The organism is Bacillota bacterium (assembly GCA_018818595.1).
GTDB lineage: Bacteria > Bacillota_I > Bacilli_A > Izemoplasmatales > Hujiaoplasmataceae > JAHIRM01.
In genome coordinates this window covers 1-20,058 of record JAHIRM010000027.1, presented here as the reverse complement: position 1 = coordinate 20,058, position 20,058 = coordinate 1, and the positions used below count along the sequence as shown (strand labels likewise).

The 20,058-nt window shown below is 29.8% G+C and carries 20 protein-coding genes; all 20 read right to left on the bottom strand.

The genetic code is table 11. The features are described from left to right. Positions 1-74 precede the first annotated feature (74 nt). The gene (locus KJ971_05130) at positions 75-1,013 is read right to left on the bottom strand and encodes a Gfo/Idh/MocA family oxidoreductase (protein MBU1145221.1); all 939 of its coding nucleotides are present in this window, start codon (positions 1,011-1,013) and stop codon (positions 75-77) included. Continuing rightward, positions 1,010-1,984, bottom strand: a complete 975-nt coding sequence (locus KJ971_05125; protein MBU1145220.1) for a Gfo/Idh/MocA family oxidoreductase — start codon at positions 1,982-1,984, stop codon at positions 1,010-1,012. The genes KJ971_05130 and KJ971_05125 overlap by 4 nt, the downstream gene beginning before the upstream one ends. 85 nt (positions 1,985-2,069) lie before the next feature. Further along, the gene (locus KJ971_05120) at positions 2,070-3,485 is read right to left on the bottom strand and encodes a polysaccharide biosynthesis C-terminal domain-containing protein (protein MBU1145219.1); all 1,416 of its coding nucleotides are present in this window, start codon (positions 3,483-3,485) and stop codon (positions 2,070-2,072) included. A gap of 185 nt (positions 3,486-3,670) precedes the next feature. Further along, positions 3,671-4,246, bottom strand: a complete 576-nt coding sequence (gene rfbC, locus KJ971_05115) for a dTDP-4-dehydrorhamnose 3,5-epimerase (GenBank protein ID MBU1145218.1) — start codon at positions 4,244-4,246, stop codon at positions 3,671-3,673. Next, complete coding sequence (locus KJ971_05110) at positions 4,230-5,168, bottom strand: NAD-dependent epimerase/dehydratase family protein (protein ID MBU1145217.1); 939 nt, start codon at positions 5,166-5,168, stop codon at positions 4,230-4,232. Before KJ971_05110 ends, rfbC begins: the two co-directional genes overlap by 17 nt. Continuing rightward, positions 5,165-6,235 carry a CDP-glucose 4,6-dehydratase gene (gene rfbG / locus KJ971_05105; GenBank protein ID MBU1145216.1) on the bottom strand — a complete coding sequence of 357 codons (1,071 nt, stop codon included), beginning with the start codon at positions 6,233-6,235 and terminating at the stop codon, positions 5,165-5,167. The genes KJ971_05110 and rfbG overlap by 4 nt, the downstream gene beginning before the upstream one ends. Positions 6,236-6,241: 6 nt before the next feature. Continuing rightward, a complete protein-coding gene (gene rfbF, locus KJ971_05100) occupies positions 6,242-7,015 on the bottom strand; it encodes a glucose-1-phosphate cytidylyltransferase (protein MBU1145215.1) in 774 nt (257 codons plus the stop codon). A 55-nt stretch (positions 7,016-7,070) separates the two neighbouring features. Then, positions 7,071-8,090, bottom strand: a complete 1,020-nt coding sequence (locus tag KJ971_05095) for a glycosyltransferase family 8 protein (GenBank protein ID MBU1145214.1) — start codon at positions 8,088-8,090, stop codon at positions 7,071-7,073. 20 nt (positions 8,091-8,110) lie between these two features. Then, complete coding sequence (locus KJ971_05090) at positions 8,111-8,938, bottom strand: DUF115 domain-containing protein (protein MBU1145213.1); 828 nt, start codon at positions 8,936-8,938, stop codon at positions 8,111-8,113. Positions 8,939-8,952: 14 nt separating this feature from the next. Beyond that, positions 8,953-10,080, bottom strand: coding sequence for a UDP-N-acetylglucosamine 2-epimerase (non-hydrolyzing) (gene wecB, locus KJ971_05085; GenBank protein ID MBU1145212.1), 1,128 nt, complete (start codon positions 10,078-10,080; stop codon positions 8,953-8,955). Between the two features lie 3 nt (positions 10,081-10,083). Further along, positions 10,084-11,193 carry an NAD-dependent epimerase/dehydratase family protein gene (locus KJ971_05080; protein MBU1145211.1) on the bottom strand — a complete coding sequence of 370 codons (1,110 nt, stop codon included), beginning with the start codon at positions 11,191-11,193 and terminating at the stop codon, positions 10,084-10,086. Between the two features lie 5 nt (positions 11,194-11,198). Next, entirely contained in the window at positions 11,199-12,194 is a 996-nt protein-coding gene (locus KJ971_05075) for a polysaccharide biosynthesis protein (protein ID MBU1145210.1), read from the bottom strand. Then, positions 12,187-13,386 carry a glycosyltransferase family 4 protein gene (locus KJ971_05070; protein ID MBU1145209.1) on the bottom strand — a complete coding sequence of 400 codons (1,200 nt, stop codon included), beginning with the start codon at positions 13,384-13,386 and terminating at the stop codon, positions 12,187-12,189. The genes KJ971_05075 and KJ971_05070 overlap by 8 nt, the downstream gene beginning before the upstream one ends. A gap of 3 nt (positions 13,387-13,389) precedes the next feature. Then, positions 13,390-14,865 (bottom strand): sugar transferase, encoded by a 1,476-nt coding sequence (locus KJ971_05065; protein ID MBU1145208.1) that lies wholly within the window; start codon positions 14,863-14,865, stop codon positions 13,390-13,392. 47 nt (positions 14,866-14,912) lie between these two features. After that, positions 14,913-15,545, bottom strand: coding sequence for a transferase (locus KJ971_05060; GenBank protein MBU1145207.1), 633 nt, complete (start codon positions 15,543-15,545; stop codon positions 14,913-14,915). Positions 15,546-15,613: 68 nt separating this feature from the next. Then, positions 15,614-16,738, bottom strand: a complete 1,125-nt coding sequence (neuC, locus tag KJ971_05055) for a UDP-N-acetylglucosamine 2-epimerase (hydrolyzing) (protein MBU1145206.1) — start codon at positions 16,736-16,738, stop codon at positions 15,614-15,616. A 3-nt stretch (positions 16,739-16,741) separates the two neighbouring features. After that, a complete protein-coding gene (gene neuB, locus KJ971_05050; GenBank protein MBU1145205.1) occupies positions 16,742-17,758 on the bottom strand; it encodes an N-acetylneuraminate synthase in 1,017 nt (338 codons plus the stop codon). A 136-nt stretch (positions 17,759-17,894) separates the two neighbouring features. Beyond that, on the bottom strand, positions 17,895-19,010 hold the full coding sequence (locus KJ971_05045) for a DegT/DnrJ/EryC1/StrS family aminotransferase (protein MBU1145204.1): 1,116 nt from the start codon (positions 19,008-19,010) through the stop codon (positions 17,895-17,897). A gap of 18 nt (positions 19,011-19,028) precedes the next feature. Continuing rightward, positions 19,029-19,649: a winged helix-turn-helix transcriptional regulator gene (locus KJ971_05040; GenBank protein ID MBU1145203.1), complete on the bottom strand. Its 621-nt coding sequence runs from the start codon at positions 19,647-19,649 to the stop codon at positions 19,029-19,031. A gap of 1 nt (position 19,650) precedes the next feature. Beyond that, positions 19,651-20,058 (bottom strand): HAD-IA family hydrolase (locus KJ971_05035; protein ID MBU1145202.1); only part of this gene is annotated, 408 nt, incomplete at its 5' end.

Genomic DNA, 20,058 nt, shown 5'->3' with positions numbered 1-20,058 from the left:
CGACTCCTTTTTAGTTTAAAACAGAATACTAACAAGATTTGAATATTAAAAATATGAACAATATGTTAATGACTTCAATCTATCGCAATTTTCACAGTTTCATAAGCATCATCAATTGTATTTTCATTTATTGCAAAACCTTCAACTATATTAAAAAAGTTTTCTATTTCTCTTAACTGGTAGGAATTTCTATCATCATCAAACTCTATTACTTTACCTTTGCTCAAGTATTTAATTGTGTTGTTAAGAAAATCTACTTCTATAGTGTCGTTACATGTAAATAATTGTAACTGTCTAATATCTTTCTCACCAAAATAATCCAAATGCAATTCAACCAATTTATCTCTATATCTTGCAATGTAGATTGAGATATCTTCGCTACTTATATCAAGACTAGAGAATTTCCCTCGAAAATTATAAATATGCTCCGGTTTTCCAAATAAATATTTTATGTAATCCCATTCATGAATTAAATCTAGAGAAACCCCACCACCCATTATTTGATTTGCACTATATGACAGGCGATAATCGGTATTGGGTCTCCAATTTGGCAAATAACTTGATGAAATCACTCGAGCAGAATAGACTTCACTTAAATCAATATTTTTTTTTACATACTGTAATACTCGTGTATATCTGAGTGGACATGCAATATAGTATGTTCCTCCTTCATATAAATCTAAATCTGAAATATCATATTCGGTTTTTTCAAATATAGGTTTTTCTATAAACATATTTTTTGTATGCTTAGCATACTTTTTTATTGACGAAAAATGCAAAAATGTAGGATTTGTAATAAAAATTACATCATAATCATTATCAATATTATCCTTTTCAGAATAAATATTTGAAATATAATTTTGTAAATCAGAATCTACATTACTGTTTTTATTTCTTCTAATAACATCAATACTAAAGGCTATCTTTTTAGTATTTAACACTTCAAATATATTTAATATATGTCTTCTTCCAATGGAACCTAATCCAACAATAGCTATCTTATATTTTTTCATGAAAGCCCCTCTATTTTATCAATTAATTGTAATATTAATTTATCTTTCTCAAAGTCATATCTTGGTATAGTTTTTTGTCTGACTTGTGTAAAGAAATCCACAATTTCATCTAAGTAGGCATTTTCAACTACGAAATCTGAATACCCATCCAATTTATCCACATCTTTGTATAAACTGATAGTTGATTGAGTTTTATTCACAGGATCATATTGAGCTAGTCCTTCTGGAGTTCCATTCCATGTGAGATAAATATCCTCACTAAAAACCTCCAGATTTCTAACAGGTTTTCTAGATACAACATCAACAGTAATCGTTCCTTTATGCCCAGTTTCATGTTCAATGATTAATAAATAATTATCATCATAATCAATCTTCAAAGTGGATATCTTATTTTTCACAACATAAAAATTAGTTATTTCCCCAAAAGTGTCTATTATCCAAGGCAACTCAATTGCAAATATTTCTCTGCATGCATTCGATCTTTTATCACTAACAAAATATTCCATATAGTTTTCCCAAGGATGCCAATCAGGTAAATACTGCCCAACATGATATGTATAATTAAATCTTTTCTTATGTTCTCCAACTATTTCTTTTAGTTTCATTATCTCGGCTCGATAAAGCATAGTCGAAGATAAAAAAAGCGTTTTTTCGTTATCATGTGAAATACTAATATTCTCATCATATTTATCTATTACAAGGTTCAATTCAGAAAACACATGTACTTTATTTTTTAAACAAAAACTGATTATATCTGCATGTGTTAGTGGAGATGTGCAAACAAAAGCATAGTGAACACTAATAAGTTCTAAAGCTTTTTCCATACTTGATACTGTCAAAATTTTAAAATTCTCACTGACATTTTCTCTGCGTGTTTTATTTGTATCAACACCTATTAATACTAAATTTTTGTCAAATCTTTGTAATAATCTTATTCTTCTTTTACCCATTGATCCCAGTCCAACAATCATGACATTCTCATATTTACTATTAACCATAACATACCTCCTATCAATTTAATATCCATCAATAAAATACTACGCAACTCATTGTTTACTAAGTTTTTATAATCTTGTCTTTAATAACACTAATTATTGATTTGAATAAAAACGCGATTTCATTTTTTACAAAAACAACAGTTATTACTATAATTAAAAAACAAGATACGTAATACATTAAGCCATCTAAAACATTAACTAACAAAATACTTAATACTAGTATAATACATTTAAAAATCATTTTTTCAGTATTCTTAACACTTTTCAATTTTAAATCAGCTTTTGTGTATAATAATAACCACATTAGAAAATACACAAGCACATTAGCTAAACCTATTCCAACAATTCCAAACATATAGATAAACAAAATATTTAAAATTATAGCAATTATCATTCCAGCAACTGCAGTATAAGCTAAATATTTAGTATTCTTCAAAGCAGTGTAAAAACTTGTCAAGCTCCCATGTAAAGAACCAAAGTACGTAGCAGCCAAAAGAAAAGGAACAATTTTGTAAGCTTCAAAATACTCACCATAGAAAAAAAATGATCCATAAATTTTTATAGTGCTTCCTATGAAAATTGCAGAAAGGAATAAAATTTCATCTAAATGAACATATAATTTTTCAAAAAAGCCAAATTTACCTTCGGTTTCAAATTCATCTATAGTAGACAATAACATTGCTTGATTTATTATTGCGTAGATTGCTGTCAGCACAGCTGGAATTCTAAACGCGGCTGACAAAATTCCAGTAAAGCTAGCACCTAAAATAATTATTGTAACATATCTTCCACTTGAGTTAATTAAATTAAAACTAATTTTTGAAGGGATAAGTGGTAAATTAAATTTATTTACATCATGTACTTCTGATTTTGTTAAACTTTTAATAGAGAAGTATCTATGTACTTTGCCAAAAATAGCAAGAATAAGAAAACTTACAAAATTCATGCTAATAAATGCTAGTAAATAACCAAAAACACCATAGTTCAAAATTACTATAAAAATTAGTGTACTTGATATAAAAACTAGCGTAGATATTATACCAACAACTCCAATTAGTTTTATTTTATTGACACCTCTTAAAAATTGATTCATATACATATTCAATGAAGTAAAAAGAAATATAAGAATAAGTAACCATATGTATTTTGAAAACATTTCAAATAGAAAGAAGATTGGAGAAAGTATAATAAGCAAGAAAAATCCAGCAAAAATCACTAGTATTCCATATGTAAAAACTGCATTTGTGTTATTATTTTTACTCATAGAAAATCTTAACACACCTTCAGTTACTGCCAAAGTTAATATTGGAGATATAAGTCCTAAGACCAAAATTAAGATATCTCCTTCTCCTAGTTCTGATGGAGTTAGATATCTTGTGTATACAGGTAAAAGAAAAAATATTAATATTTTAGATGAAAAGTTACTGATAGTAAAAATTATGCTGTTTGTTATAAAACGCTTTTTTTTAGTCATATTTTTTCCTTACTATTCAATTATTAATTTATTAGTTTTCAACTCAATCAATAAATCTAATGTTTCACTAATTTAGATATGCTCAAAAGCTTCATTTCTTTTTGTACAAGTACTTCAATTAAAGCTATCTAGAATTTTAATAATCTTGAATTAAGCCTATTTCCTCTTTTTAACATTAGTAATGCTTATTTGTAATGCTTATTATTTTTTTCTTTATATTCTTGAAAACTCTGCAGATGCTCATCTTTTGTAGAAACAATTATTTTAGTGTTAATCAGGTCCAATGGCCATTCGATATTGATATCTTTATCATTCCACTTGATTCCATCATCATATTCCGAATAAAACCTCTCAGAACATTTATAGCTAACTACTGCAGGTTCAATAACGAGGTAACCATGCCCAAAATATTCTGGAATGTACAATTCAGTGGAATTTTCTCCACTCAAATAAAAGCCTCTCCACTCTCCAAATGTCGGTGAACTCGGTCTCAAATCAACTATTATGTCATAGATTTTCCCCGATATACAACGAACTAATTTTGCTTGTTGTTTTACATTTTGAAAATGTATAGCCCTAATGACACCTTTTTTTGAAACCGTATAAAATACTTCAGAAAGTTTGTGACTAATACCATTCATTTCAAATATTGACTCTGAGAAATCCTTTATAAAGGATCCTCTCTCATCACTTGCAACAAATGGTTCAATAATAAATGCGCCCAAAAGGTCACTTTCTCGAAATTTAAAGTTTTGAATCATTTTTTTCTACCTCGATTAACCATTCAAAAGTTTTTCTTATTCCTTCTCTAAAAGATATTCTTGGTCTAAAGTCCGTATCCTCAAGTAGATTACTTGCATCAAAGTCTTTTAATAATAAATTTGTACCTGAATAAGGAATGTTTCCAAAATTAAAAGTGTCTCGTGGAGCAATTTCCGATTTTATTTCTAATATGAACTCTTTTAAAGGCTTAGCTTTTAAACTACCTATAACATAATTATTAAATGGTATTCCTTGCACCCCAATATGGTAAAATGCACTTGCTACATCGGTCACATAAATAAAATCGTAATTTTGGGTTGCAGAAGTGAAATCTAGACTCAAGCGATTTATGATCCTTCTCAGAGTCATATTAATAAACCTAGATGAATATTCGCCTGGTCCATACGCATTTGTAATCATACACCAAATATGATCAATTCCCAAACTAGAAGCAACCGATTTTGTGATGCTGTGAGTTGCAAGTTTTCCAGTTCCGTATATATAACCTAACCCCGGATGTGTGTTATTTTCATAAACCGCTGAAATAGTTTCTTTTTCCATTATACTACCTGCTCCAACATATTTTTTACACCCAATTTTTTTTGCTGCTTTTATACTATCAACAGACCAAATTACATTTTGCATTTGTAATTCGACATCTGTTCTGGAACTACCAGCTGACCCTTGCCATGCCAGATGGTAGAATACATCAACATCTCTATCATCAATCAATTGATCTAAATTAACTATATTAGCTAAATCACAGTACACAGTTTTATAAACATAACTTTCAATAGATTTATCCATAACCGTTTCTGTATCTTTTAACACTGCTATTACATTTACATTATGAGAGATTAATTCTTTAACAAGATAAGTACCTATAAACCCTGTTGCACCAGTTATAATTGCTTTCTTCATATTAATTCCTCATCTTTCATTTCTTTAATGAAAAAATCAGAGATTTGCATATCCATAACTTTTAGCATATTAGCATCACTACCGATTTGTTTTGTCCATTCAACTGTTTTTTCTATTGCTTTGCTAATATTCCATTTCGGCTCCCAATGTAATCTAGATCTAATCTTTGAACTATCTAGTTTTAAAAATTTTGCTTCATGAGGCCCGTTTTCACCAACATTTTTCCACATTAAATTATTTCCCCAAACATCACAAAAAATCTGCGCTAAAGCTCCCGTAGAAACGCAATCAACCTCATTCGGTCCTACGTTATAACTTCCCTGATATTCGGAATCTAAATATTGTTTTTCAGCAATCATCAAATAAGCATTAAGGGATTCTAAAACGTGCTGATATGGTCTGATAGAGTAAGGGTTCCTAATAAGTATTTCTTCCCCTCTTTGTGCAGCACGGATACAATCAGGTATTATTCTATCATCTGCATAATCACCTCCACCAATAACATTTCCAGCCCTGGCAGTTGAAATATTAACATTCATACTTGAAAAAAAAGATCGTCTATAACTATCAGTAACAAGCTCTGAACAAGATTTGCTATTTGAATAAGGGTCATATCCGTTTAATCTGTCGTTTTCTCTGTATCCCCATTCCCATTCATAGTTTTCATACACTTTATCTGTCGTGATATTAACAACAGACTTAACAGAATGACAGCTCCGTATAGCCTCAAGCAAATTCACTGTCCCCATTATATTTGTTTCAAATGTATAATGTGGATTTAGATATGATTCCCTAACAAGTGGTTGTGCTGCTAGATGAAACACTATTTCTGGACTAGCTTCTTCCATTGACACTTTTAGGAATTCTAAATCACGAATGTCTCCTACAATAGATTTAAATACAATTCCTTGTTTTATAACATCAAATAAATTGAGGTTTTTTGAAGGTTCAAGTGCAAAACCTGTAATCTCTGCTCCTGCTAAATAAAGTATTCTAGTTAACCATGAGCCTTTAAATCCAGTATGTCCAGTAATAAAAACCTTTTTGTCTTTATAAAATTCTAACATAAAATATCACCAAACCTTCCACTTAGCGTTTCCTTCCAGCCACATCTTTTCTAGCAATTCTTTGTCTCTCAATGTATCCATGCATTGCCAAAATCCATAATGTCTAAAAGCTTTCAAGTTTCCTTCTTTTGCGAGTGTTTCTAATGGTTTTCTTTCGAGAACTGTATTATCGTCTTCAATATAATCAATAATTTCAGGTTCAAGAACCATAAATCCACCATTAATCCAACCACCATCTTCGATTGATTTCTCCTTAAAACTCTCAATGGAGTGTTCATCAGAAATGTGAATAGTACCAAATCTGCTACCTGGCTGTATTGCAGTTAATGTTGCTAATTTTCCATGCTTCTTGTGAAATTCAACAAGTACGCTAATATTAACATCTGATACACCATCCCCATATGTTAGCATAAATGTTTCATCACCAATATAATCTTTAACACGCTTTACTCTGCCACCAGTCATTGTATTTAGTCCTGTATCAATAAGGGTTACCTTCCACGGTTCAGTATTGTTTGAATGAATTGTCATTTTATTCTCTGAGCTAAAATCGAATGTGAGATCAGACATATGTAAGAAATAATCGGAGAAAAACTTTTTAATAGAATACTGCTTATAACCACAACAAACAATAAAATCGTTAAAACCAAATGATGAATAGTATTTCATTATATGCCAAAGTATTGGGTTTCCACCTATCTCAATCATTGGCTTTGGCATTAAATGACTTTCCTCGGATATTCTGGTTCCAAATCCACCAGCTAATATTACAACTTTCATAAATTGTTTTGTACTACATCAAATATGATGCAATACGCCTCCTTTTCATTTTTTTCTATCTATGAGTTTTTAATTTGTTCTTCCATTTTTGGGCAATAATGTACCTATACCAGTGTGCAGTCTTGTACATATGTAATTTGAGTAAAATATATGTAGTTTTGTCATATAATGCGAACAAAATATTTTTAGCTCTAGGTATTTTCCTCAATTTATCATTGGCCCAAGGCGTTTCTAGGCGATATTTCTGATAAATATTATTATAATATGATGCGTTACCTCTATACCATGGTCTTTCAAACGGATGTCCAATAAAATGGAGGATTATTGGGTTTTTTCTTGCATCCTCAAATTCATGTAAAGAAAATATCTCCTTCTTGCAAAAATTTTTTCTAATTGTACTATAATTTACAGCATGTACGGATGAGTAATAATTATACTTTAAGTGCAACCTATATATGTCTTGATTGATAGTGTAATTTAAGATTGATTGGTCAGCAATCAGAAAATCCTTATTATATTTTGATACCATATCTTCTATATACTTGTCAATATTTCTGTCTCTCCAAAGTTTTAAATTAATTAATACTATTCCCATGTTAAAATATGGAGAACTACTGGAAACAATATCTGAGGATTCGTTGGTACTAAATTGAGAATATACAGCGATTTCAGGAACCGCGCCAATAAGATGTTTCTCAATGTTAGTATCCCATAATTCTTTTATTGACCCAATAACAAGTGTATCAGAGTCAATCAATAACACTTTATCAAGATGACTGAACCATGCGTTCAACATGACGCGGGCATATGTATTATATGATCCACGCAAATATTTAAACTTTAATTTAGTAGTGTATTGATTGAATTCGTCTTGTGCATCAACAAATATGATTCTTCTACTAAATAAATTCCCAATTTGAAGTATTTTACTTTTACTATTGAAGCTCAATTTCGTCTCCAAGATATATATATCCATTTCATCAATCTCATTATTGTTTTTTAACAATGAGAAAATTGATATCCCTGTACATTCTGAATATAATTCACTTGTAGAGTAGACAATATTTATTGGCATATTACGCCCTCCTTAATATACTATGATGTAAATAAATCATCAAATTCTGCGAATTTAAAGGAACGAACATTACTATTTAAATTCAAATTATATATTTCAACTTTTCTCTTTTCAGCATGTTTTCTCATATAGTAATTTTGATATTGCGCTACTGAATATTGCCAATATCGCCCACATACCTCGTCTTTAGATATAGAGTTTTCCAAGTTATTTTTTATCTTTTGCTCCAGAGAATTTTCTTTATAAAAATGCGATAATTTACCTGGTTCAAAATCATATCCAAGAATATATATATTTTTAAAACCTAAATAGATTGCCAAGTTCATGGCATATAATGAAACACTTATAAAATTGGAACTAAGTTTGCTAAGGTTATTAGAAATATAACCGTTATTTGGCATATGCTTTGAATATGTAAGATATACATTTTCTTGTAATTCAAAGTTTTTCATATATCCAATATTAAAGAAACATTTGCATTGACTATTTAAATTTATAATGTTTTTAACATGAAGCTCTTGCTCTGGGTTTCTTTTAATATTGAAGAAACTTGAATCCACAGCGCAATAATAATTTGGGTTGATTTTATTATAATATTCTGTTTGATAGAAATAATTTGTACATATAGTGTACTCTTGAGATAATTTTGACAAGTCATAGTTATTAATAGATGGCCCATTTAAGACAATAAAACATCGTTCACCTTGGTGTGAATCTTTCAATATCTTATTACGTTTTAGATATTTATGAATACTGAAATACTTAAACACATAGATAGTTCTAGAGATTAAATTATAAATTTTGTATGCCAAATTATCCCATATTTCCATCATTTTTGTCAAATTCATTTTTGCCCTCCTAATTAATTTTTATTCATCCAAACATGTAAATTGACATAATTTGTATAAGATAAAATAATCCCAACAACTTTCGTAGATACATTATCAACCATATAATCTTGAACATAATTAAAGTCGTCAGTTGATTGCTCGAATAATATAGATAGTGCTTGCAGAATTCTATCTTTTTTCATACCAACCATCATAACAGCTGCTTCCTCCATAGCTTCTGGTCTTTCATGAGTTTCTCTTATATTTAAAGCTTTAAACTTTAATATAGATGACTCTTCACTTATAGTTCCTGAATCACTTAAAACTGCTTTTGATTCCTTTTGCAACTTAATATAATCAAAGAAACCTAAAGGTTTTAATATTCTAACCATTTTATTAAACTTTATAGATTTCTGTTCAATTGCTTTCCGAGTTCTAGGGTGTGCAGATAAAATTATTGGCAACTTATAAATTTCCGCTATAGAATTTAATGTATCAACAAACTCAATAAAATTGTTTGTATCAATATTCTCTTCTCTATGAGTTGAGATTACAAAATACTTACCTTTTTCTAACTTAAGTTGTTCTAGTATATTTGATTTTTCTATATTTTCTTGATGTTTTGACAACACTTCATACATAGGGCTTCCTGTTTTAATTATACGATCTGGAGGAAATCCCTCACTAATTAGATAGCCCCTCGCTATACTACTATATGGTAAATTAATATCTGCTATATGATCAACAATTTTTCTGTTTGTTTCTTCTGGAACACGACTGTCAAAGCATCTGTTTCCAGCCTCCATGTGAAAAATTGGGATATGTTTTCTCTTAGCTGCTATAGCTGCTAAACAACTATTAGTATCTCCTAAAACCAGGAAGACATCAGGTTTTTCTGTATCTAGAATCGAATCAATTTTCAATAATATATTGCCTATTGTTTCAATAGCTGTACCTGAAGCTGCGTTAAGAAAATAATTTGGTTTCTTTACATTCAAATCTTTAAAAAATACTTCATTAAGTTCAAAATCATAATTTTGTCCAGTATGAACTAAAACATGGTCTATAGCATTAGTGCTATTTAACTTACTTATTACTGCTGATAATCTTATTATTTCTGGACGAGTACCAACTACTGTCATAACTTTAAGTTTTTTCATTCTCTATACCTCCAAATAGTTTGTATCAGGAAACTCTGGATTAAACTCTTCGCTTGCCCATATAATGGTTACTAAATCGGTATCTCCAACATTCTCAATATTATGCGTTGCCCCAGGAGGGATATCAATTATTCTCAAATTTTCACCATTTACAAAAAATTCTGCAATATACTCTTTATTCAAATCTCTAATTCGAATTAATCCTTGGCCGTAAACCACTAAGAATTTTTCATTTTTTGTGTGATGCCAATGATTACCTTTGATAATGCCAGGATGAGAAATATTAACTGATATTTGACCAAAACCATTTGACTTAAAAATTTCAGTAAAGGATCCTCTATGGTCAATATGCATGTTCAAATCTATAGCTAAATCGTTGTACGAAATATAACTTAAGTAAGTCGCGTAAAGTTTTTTTGTTAGATCATCAGGTAAACTCGGAATCAACATACGATTTCTATTTTCTCTAAAGTTGACAAGTTTATTAGCTAATTCTCCTAATGAGCATCTATACTCAGGTTTCGCATAACAATATTTTCCATGTCTAAACTCATCATCGTGCAGAGCATTTAATAACTCTCTAATAACATCGTCAATATAAACTAAATCTAACATTGTACTTCGATCATTAATAGTTATATCTAAATTATGAGAGATGTTATATGAGAAGGTAGCAACTACACTATTATAATTGGGTTTACACCATTTACCAAATACGTTAGGAAATCTATATATCATTACTTTAGAACCAGTTGTTTCCCCATATAAACTAATAAGTTCTTCAGCTTTCTTCTTGCTTTTCCCATATGGATTTTCCAGTTCGGCTTGTATGGATGAAGAGAACATAATTGGACAGAAATTTTTGTTTTCAGTCAATTTACTAATTAAAAAAGATGTAAAATCAATGTTTCCTGAAGAAAATTGTCCTTGAGTTTTCGGCCTATTTACACCTGCTAAATGAAAAACGAAATCACAGTCACGTGTATATTTTTCTAGCTCATCGATTGTAGAATCTAAATCATATAGATAAAGTGTGTTTTCATCAAATCTACTCAACTCAGAAACTAAATTCTTTCCAATAAAACCTTTTGACCCAGTAATTAGTATTTTCATATTTTCTACTCCTGATTAACAAAAGTGCTTATGATTTTCTTAATTTCTTCAATATTAAGGCGGTGAGTGTTATGCGAGTGATAGGCCTCGGTTAATGTTAAATTACTGCTTCCTTTTTCTATAAATTTATCATAGTTCAAATTTCTATTATCAGCTGGAATTTTATAAAATTCTCCTAAATCTATAGCCTTAATCATTTCCTCTTGTGTAACTAAAATTTCGTATAGTTTTTCACCATGTCGAGTACCTATAAACACTGGTTCATCTTTTGCCCCAAAGAGTTCTGAAACAGCAGTTGATAAATTACCTATTTCAGCGGATGGTGCTTTTTGAACAAATAAATCACCTTGCTCACCATATTCAAATGCATATAAAACTAGATCAACTGCGTCATCTAAAGTCATCATAAACCTAGTCATTTTAGGGTTTGTAATGGTTAATGGTTTTCTATCTTGTATTTGCTGAATAAATAAAGGAATAACAGAACCTCTTGATCCAATGACATTTCCGTACCTTGTCAAGCATAATACTGTGTCATTCTCCTGAAGTTGACGAGAACGTGCTATTACATTTTTCTCCATGAGGGCTTTACTCATTCCCATAGCATTGATTGGATATGCAGCCTTATCTGTCGATAAAAATATAGCTTTTTTCACCTTATTGTTTACGCAAGCATTTATTACATTGTTACTACCGATTATGTTTGTTTTTACTGCTTCCATTGGATAAAATTCACAACTTGGAACTTGTTTAAGGGCAGCTGCGTGAAAAACGTAATCCACACCTATAAATGCTCCAGCTATTGAATCATAATCTCGAACATCTCCAATATAAAATTTGAGTTTTTCATTGTTATATTTCTTTCTCATATCTTCTTGCTTTTTTTCGTCTCGTGAAACAATTCTAATTTCCCTAATATCTGAATCCAGAAATCTCTTTGTAACAGCATTACCGAAACTTCCAGTCCCGCCAGTAATTAGTAATATTTTATTTTTAAACATTTTTAGTCAACTCCATTTCATCGATTAAAGTTTTCATGAATTTTTCTTTACTATAGTTGTTTACATAATAATCATACGAATTTATCCCTAAATCAGAATAATTTTTATTTTTCAAAATTTCTAAGATAGCATTTGATAATTCAATAAAATTTTCTGCTTCAACTGCTATCCCTAGGTTGTTCTCGTTAATTATTCTATTTACTTCTCCGTTTATTGCTCCAATTACTGGTTTTCCAAAAGCCAAATACGATTGGAATTTTCCTGGTATAGTCTTCGAGAGATTTTTATCTTTATTTAGGCTAATTAACATCGCTGTTGCTCGCTCATAAAGTTGAGGCATTTCACTTAAATGCAACTCTCCAAGAAAATCAACATTTGAAAGATTATTTTCTGTGCAAATCTTAAGACAGTTTTCTAAATTAGATCCAGAACCAGCTATTAAAAACTTGATATCCTTATGATCTATTAACTCTTTGGCAGCGAACAGAATTGTCTCTACACTTTGCAACTTCCCTATGTTACCGGCAAACACAAAATATTTATCACCAGCAGGCAATTGATTAGGTTGGGCAGACTTGTTAAAAATATTTTCTGAATATTGAGGAAGAAAAGAAATCTTATTATCGAGTTTGAGAACTTTTTTAAAATAGTCGACAAATCCTGGTGAAGTGACAAATATTTTATCACACCTCTTGTATATGTATCTTGAAATTTTAAGCATAATCAAAAAAATTACATTTTTCTGACTAATACCACCAGCCTTTAAACTTTCTGGCCATAGATCCATAGCGTATAAGATACATTTAGTTCCTTTTTTTCGTTTATACCATAAGCCAGGTAAAGCCATTAAAATAGGTGATAATTGATTAATAAAAATTATATCAAAATTTAACTTATATAATTTTCTTAAAACTCTTCTTGAAAATATTGGAAAACTCACATAATTTAGTATTCTACTAAATACTGAATGTCCTCTAGGTATTATATTTGTTCGATAGACTGTAACATTGTTGATTTTTTGAAATGTATTCTTTTTCTCTTCGTAGCCACTGTAGACTTTCCCTTCTGGATAATTTGGCAAAGCAGTTAATACAGTAACATCATGGTCATATTTATTAGCTAAAGATTCAGCAATATCTGTAATTCTAAATCTTTCAGGGAAGTAATGCTGGCACACAATTAAAATTTTCATTTTCTAGTTAGTCTCCCTGATTATTTGAACTTCATATTTTGAATCTTCACATATTTTATCAATATTAACTTCTCGACAGTCAAGAATGCCTTGAGTAGAAGCTTTATCAAAGATAATTTTCAAGGTGAGTAAAATTAATTTAATATCAAAAATAAAGCTATAGTTATGTATATAATATAAGTCAAGCCGAAGTTTATCATTTTGTTTTGTAGCATAATTACCATATATTTGAGCCATTCCTGTAATTCCTGCTTTCACATTCAGGCGATATCTAAAATCAGGATTTTTTTTTGAAAACTCTTCAACCTCTTCAATTCTAAGCGATCTTGGTCCCACTATACTCATTTGCCCAAGAAGTACATTGAAAAACTGAGGTAGTTCATCTATTCTTGTTTTTCTCAAATACTTACCAATTTTAGTTATTCTGCTATCGTTTTCTCTAGCTTGAATGGCACCTGTCTCTTTTTCAGCATCAACAATCATTGTTCTAAATTTGAAAATTTTAAATTTTCTATCATCTTTTGTAACTCTAATTTGCTTGAAAATAACTGGCCCCTTATCATACATATAAATCATTAATGAAACCAATATTAACAAAGGAGATAATATAATCACAGCAAAAAGAGAAGTCAAAATGTCAAATGTTCTCTTAAAGATTGAACTGACAAAATTTATTCTTAGTGGTTCAATTTTTGATACTAATATATCTCCTATCATTTCAAATTGTGATTTCATTACTCCAACCTCATAAATATCAGGAACTAAAGCGATTTGAATATCTTTATGTCCAATTGTATACTTGACAATCAAGTTTTTCAGCTCATTTGAAATATCAGGTAGTAGATATACAATATCTGTCTGATCAATATAGTCTTTGATTCTATCGAAAGTGTTAGCATCTTGATTACAGCCTATAATATAAACATATTTTAGATTTCTTCCCAATGGCATAGAAGCTGTAAACTCATCGAGATATTTACTTAATTCTAATTCGTTACCAATAACCATTACGTCCATCTTTAGTATCTTTAAAACAAATCTGTGTTCAAAATACTTAAGTGGAGCAAATACTATAGCTTGAATCACGATAATAATTAGAAAAGCCAAAGGCAAGATGTCATAATTATTTATGGTATAGTTTAAAACAAGTAAAAATATCAAACTTAGTATCAAACTCAATAATAGTGAAAAATAAGCGCCAGAGAATTTATGCCCTACAATTGAACTTTCATATATTATCATCAACACAACAGCAAATGCAATATAAAATATATGACTAATTAAAATATTAATATTGGACAAGTACTGAAGAACCACCCTAAGAATGTCAGAAATATTTGCTGCATTTCCTTGAGATCCAACAATATTAAGCAAACAATATGTTAAAAATACAGTAAAAACCATCACTATAATATCCAATAACAGTTCAATTACCCTTAAAAATGTTACATTCCCACGATTTTTTCTTCCAGCACGCATGATTTTGTACCTCCTAAAAATGTTTTCCACATGAATAATGTCTTATTTTATTCCCAAAAATCAGCAATTCTATCCAACATATATTTTTCAGTTTTCTCTTTGATTGTCAAATTGGGAGAATTACCAAATACAATACAATTAGTAGGGATGTTTTGATCTTTAATAGTTGTATCAGCACCAATCAAAACATTATCGCCTATTATGCAATCACCTAACACTTTAGAGTTTGAGTACATAATAACATTGCTTCCTATTTTTGGATATTTATTATTATTTCCTCCAACTGAACAGCCTTGAAATATGAAAAAGCCATCTCCATATCTAGCCCTACCCAAAATACTTCCTAGAGGATGTTCAACACCCCAATATTCTGGTAATTCAATTTCATAAAACCAATCTACAGAATGTAATACTTTGTTTAAATAATAGACTTTAGTAGCTAGCAAATTATCTTTGGAGGTCAAAAATATAGTATTAGACAAATAATATAAAAATATTGAATACTGACCTGAATGAAAAACTGTGAAGTTCTTATCTTTATAATACTTATTTCTATTATTAGAAAAACAGGTAAGTGTTCTATTAATTGAAATCTCTATATATGGACTAACATCTACTTCATAAATAAATATATTTTTAATTTGGCTATTTACATAAAGTGCAATTTCGTTGTTATTCATAAGCTCACCTCAAGGTTTCTACATACAACAATAAAGATAAATGCTTTTTCAATTCTAAAAAACGCAAATCATCTATTGACTAATGGTAATTGCTTAATGAGTTGATATATAACATTTAATGTACTCCCATCACCATATAGTTTTCTTGTTTCATCTATAGCATTAATAAATTGATCAGATTTTATAATAGAAATTGCCTCATATATTGATTCAATCGAGCCATTTACATCAATCACATTGTTTGCTCTTATTCTATTAGCTTGTCTTTTTCCAATATTAATTGCTGGCTTTGGAATATATGAAGCCTCAATTATGCCAGAACTAGAATTACCAATTAGAAATTCCGAGTTTCGTAATAAATTAATAAAATCATCATATGATATATTTCCAAAAAAATGGACATAACTTTCAGAAATAAAACTGTTATAAATATTCATTATTTTTTTACTTCCATAGTCCGAATTTGCCCCAATGACGATACAATCCAACTTAAGTTCTCTCAATACTGCAATAATATTATTTATTTGAAATTCGATGTCTTGAACATTCATAACATCAGGATGAAATAGCAAAATACAATATCGGTCATAATTCAAACTAATACCATAAGATTCAAAAATTTCAATTGGACTTTTTTCCTGAACCAAATCAATTGAACTTATGTCAAGTGAACCAACTACAAATATATTCTTTGGACTAATATTGAAATTAGTTAATTTTTCTAAGTGATTATATATAGAAACAAAATGATAATTCGAAAACAATGAAATAGCATCTCTATATTTGTCATCTATAGATCCAGAGGAATCACCACCACCAATATGAATAATTTTCACTTGAATATGTGCTGCTGCTATTGCTGCAGCAAACATCTCAACACGATCACCAAAGAGGATTAAGATTTCTACTTTATGTTCTATAAGAAACTCCAGTAAATAATTAATTAGTGAAGAAATGGCTAATGGCATAGCTTTAATGTCATTAATGTCTATATTTTCATATAAATCATACATATAAAGATTATCATTAAAGTCTTTTTGAATCTCGTTCAAAGTAAATCCAAATTCTTTCTTTAAATGCATTCCAGTAGCGAGTATTTTCAAATCTATGTCTTTATCGGTATCTAAACGTAATAACAAAGGTCTCATTCGGCCATAATCAGCTCTTGTACCTGATATGTATAGATAGTTCATATGCTATACCAAATCTTTATAAGTTATTAATTCATCCGGCTCAATATTTCTAGAAACTTTTCTTCCAATTATATTGTCAATATACTTTGGAAGCAACCCAGTTCCAGGTCTTTTGAGAGTAATGTCATCTAATGATATAAATGATCCTTTTATGATTTTTTTTGATGCAACAATACTCTTTCTTGCCGCCAAACGTATCTCTATCTCATCATCTGTTATTGTTTTTTTATAATTGCCCATAGCCAATTCAACATTCCTAATATGTTGAACCATCTTGCTTAATTCAGTAGGTTCTAGTGATACTAAATGGTCTGGTCCTTCCATCTTCTTATCCAGGGTAAAATGTTTTTCTATAACTTTAGCTCCAAGAGCAACAGCTGCTATTGCTATTTCATCCCCTATCGTATGATCACTATAACCAACGGGATACTGAAAACTTTGTGCTAATGTGCTCATTACATTAAGATTTACATTTTCATACTTAGGAGGATAATTAGATGTACACTGCAAAAGTGTTATAGAATAATTTTGCTCTTTTTCAATAACATTGATTGCTTCCTCAATTTCACCGATTGTGCTCATTCCTGTAGACATGATAATTGGTTTATTCTTTTTTGCTATCAATCTTAATAAGGGATGATTCACAATTTCACCTGAAGCAATCTTGTACATTGAAACTCCTAATTTTTCCAACAGTTCAACGCTTTCCATATCGAATGGTGATGAAAGAAACTCAATTCCGATTTCATCAGCGTATTTTTTTAGAATCAAATGTTCTTCAAAAGTAAGTTCATACTTCTTGACCATATCAAGTTGAGATTCAATTTTCCCCGTATTTTTAATTTGATATTTAGCCATTTTTGCTAATTTCGAAATTGATTTAGTTGCGTTAAAAGTTTGAAACTTGACTGCATCAACTCCAGCATCTTTTGCAACTCTAATCATTTTTAAAGCAGTATCAACGCAACCATTATGATTAACTCCAGCCTCTGCGATAATATATACCTTTTTGTTGTTCATGTTCTAGCTCCTTCTAATTTATTAGTTTATTATTTTCCATATTAAACAAGATAATCAGTACTTGATTTTAGATTTTTTATATTACACAGATAGAAAATTCCAAGTATTAGACTAAATCACACTTTAGTAACCCTAATCAAGAATTTAGTACAAATCTGATAATACTGATAATTCTATTTTGTTGATCCTTTGTCATTTTTGTGTCACTAGGTAAACACAATCCATTAGCAAATATGGATTCTCCAACATTCGAACCAATGTAATCAAATTTATCGAAATACGGTTGTAAATGCATTGGTTTCCAAATGGGTCTAGCCTCTATATTTTCTTTTTCTAACTCTTCAATTATATTGATTGGTCTAACTTCACCTTTTAGAACAATACATGTTAGCCAACAATTAGGACTATTCCAGTCATTAATAGGCATAAACTCAATATCAGAGATATCTTTAAAATTTTCTTTGTAGTAATTGTACATGAATTGTTTTTTTTCGACGCGCTGATCTAATACCTTAAGTTGGCCTCTACCAATTCCTGCAACAACATTACTCATTCTATAATTATACCCTAATTCTGAATGTTGATAGTGCCTAGCATTATCTCTAGATTGAGTAGCCCAAAATCTTACCTTTTCGATTCTTTCTTTATTGTTCGCAACTAACATTCCTCCACCAGAGGTAGTTATAATTTTATTGCCATTAAAACTGAATATACCATAATCGCCAAAGGTACCTGTATATTTACCCTTGTAAGTAGTCCCTAATGATTCAGCAGCATCTTCAATTAATGTAACGTTGTACCTTGTGCACAAATCAATAATTTTGTCCATATCTGCTGATAATCCATATAAATGAACTACAATAACAGCTTTTGTATTAGGGTACTTAATTAAGGCTTCCTCCAAATATTTTGGACTCATATTCCATGTCTCAAAGTCACTATCAATGAAAACAGGTATAGCTTTTTCGTATATAATGGGATTAACTGTAGCAGAAAAAGTTAAAGATTGACATAAAACAATGTCCCCTTCTCCAACTCCAGTAGCTTTTAAAGCCATATGAATTGCTGCTGTACCTGTAACTAATGCAGCAGCATGATCTATACCAACTTTAGTAGCTAATTCTTTTTCAAAATTATCCACATTGGGTCCAAGTGGTGCTACCCAGTTTGTATCAAATGCTTCTTTAACATATTGTTGTTCGTAGCCCTCATCACTCATATGTGGAGAAGCTAAATAAATTTTTTCTTTCATATTTTCAACATCCTTATCTCACTCAAAAAATTGCAAAATCTTGTTTTTATCATAATTGTTTGAAATTAATTTATTCATTATTGGGCCTTTATTTGAATAGCTAGATATTAAAATGCCATCATGATCAATTTTTGATAATGTATCTAGAGAAATGATTTTGTAACTCATTAAATCATGCCCTTGTTTATTAAAATCATCGTCAACTACAGCTAAAACCTCTATAGGAATACTCTTATCAGTCACAATAGATTGCAATAAGATTTCTGCAACTTCTCCAGCCCCATAGAGTAAAATTCTTTTAAATCCTTTTTCGATAATTTGATTTAGGAATACGACAATATTTTCTTTTGCTGATTTATAGACTTTGAGTGATTCATTTAAGTAAGAAATATTAAGAACTTTCTTTCTTTCGTCACCTCTTTTTGTAACAAAATACTCAACAGTCTTTGTTGAGCGGTACTTTCTTTTGATATAACCTTTTTGCTCATAATCGTCAATGTAATTATTAATCATTGAAACTGCTACTCCTATAGTATTACTTATTTCTCTTTGTGTGATATTTTTGTTTTTTCCTATAAGATCAAGAATCATGAATTCTTTATAAAGTGGTGTAGGTTTAAAGAATGTATTCTTACTCAATTTACTCACCTTCCATTCGATTAATAGCCTTAATAATATTTAATAATTCTGATAGTGTAGTGATTCTGTAGTTTTCTTTTATTCCTTTAAAATATTCTTTATCTAGATAATACCCTTCTCGAAGTATCCTAACAGTTCTGATAGGATATATTGATCCAATGTAAAAGTCTTTGGTAGGATTATCTCCTACATAAATCATCTCATCAAAATCAATACTCATCTTCTTTACAATAACTTCAAAAGGTAGTTTATGAGGCTTCCAATATTGTTTACCTAGTTCATCAGTAATGACAATCTCGTCAATAATATCCTTTAGACAAAGTGAATCTATTTTTTGCTTCTGAGTTTCTTTATAACCATCAGTAATGATTCCCAATTTAACATTATTGGTTTTTAAATGTTCAAAAAT

Excerpts from the sequence above, each read along its gene's own strand:
- KJ971_05130 (MBU1145221.1), bottom strand. The coding sequence starts at position 1,013 with ATGAAAAAATATAAGATAGCTATTGTTGGATTAGGTTCCATTGGAAGA.
- KJ971_05125 (MBU1145220.1), bottom strand. The coding sequence starts at position 1,984 with ATGATTGTTGGACTGGGATCAATGGGTAAAAGAAGAATAAGATTATTA.
- KJ971_05120 (MBU1145219.1), bottom strand. The coding sequence starts at position 3,485 with ATGACTAAAAAAAAGCGTTTTATAACAAACAGCATAATTTTTACTATC.
- rfbC (MBU1145218.1), bottom strand. The coding sequence starts at position 4,246 with ATGATTCAAAACTTTAAATTTCGAGAAAGTGACCTTTTGGGCGCATTT.
- KJ971_05110 (MBU1145217.1), bottom strand. The coding sequence starts at position 5,168 with ATGAAGAAAGCAATTATAACTGGTGCAACAGGGTTTATAGGTACTTAT.
- rfbG (MBU1145216.1), bottom strand. The coding sequence starts at position 6,235 with ATGTTAGAATTTTATAAAGACAAAAAGGTTTTTATTACTGGACATACT.
- rfbF (MBU1145215.1), bottom strand. The coding sequence starts at position 7,015 with ATGAAAGTTGTAATATTAGCTGGTGGATTTGGAACCAGAATATCCGAG.
- KJ971_05095 (MBU1145214.1), bottom strand. The coding sequence starts at position 8,090 with ATGCCAATAAATATTGTCTACTCTACAAGTGAATTATATTCAGAATGT.
- KJ971_05090 (MBU1145213.1), bottom strand. The coding sequence starts at position 8,938 with ATGAATTTGACAAAAATGATGGAAATATGGGATAATTTGGCATACAAA.
- wecB (MBU1145212.1), bottom strand. The coding sequence starts at position 10,080 with ATGAAAAAACTTAAAGTTATGACAGTAGTTGGTACTCGTCCAGAAATA.
- KJ971_05080 (MBU1145211.1), bottom strand. The coding sequence starts at position 11,193 with ATGAAAATACTAATTACTGGGTCAAAAGGTTTTATTGGAAAGAATTTA.
- KJ971_05075 (MBU1145210.1), bottom strand. The coding sequence starts at position 12,194 with ATGTTTAAAAATAAAATATTACTAATTACTGGCGGGACTGGAAGTTTC.
- KJ971_05070 (MBU1145209.1), bottom strand. The coding sequence starts at position 13,386 with ATGAAAATTTTAATTGTGTGCCAGCATTACTTCCCTGAAAGATTTAGA.
- KJ971_05065 (MBU1145208.1), bottom strand. The coding sequence starts at position 14,865 with ATGCGTGCTGGAAGAAAAAATCGTGGGAATGTAACATTTTTAAGGGTA.
- KJ971_05060 (MBU1145207.1), bottom strand. The coding sequence starts at position 15,545 with ATGAATAACAACGAAATTGCACTTTATGTAAATAGCCAAATTAAAAAT.
- neuC (MBU1145206.1), bottom strand. The coding sequence starts at position 16,738 with ATGAACTATCTATACATATCAGGTACAAGAGCTGATTATGGCCGAATG.
- neuB (MBU1145205.1), bottom strand. The coding sequence starts at position 17,758 with ATGAACAACAAAAAGGTATATATTATCGCAGAGGCTGGAGTTAATCAT.
- KJ971_05045 (MBU1145204.1), bottom strand. The coding sequence starts at position 19,010 with ATGAAAGAAAAAATTTATTTAGCTTCTCCACATATGAGTGATGAGGGC.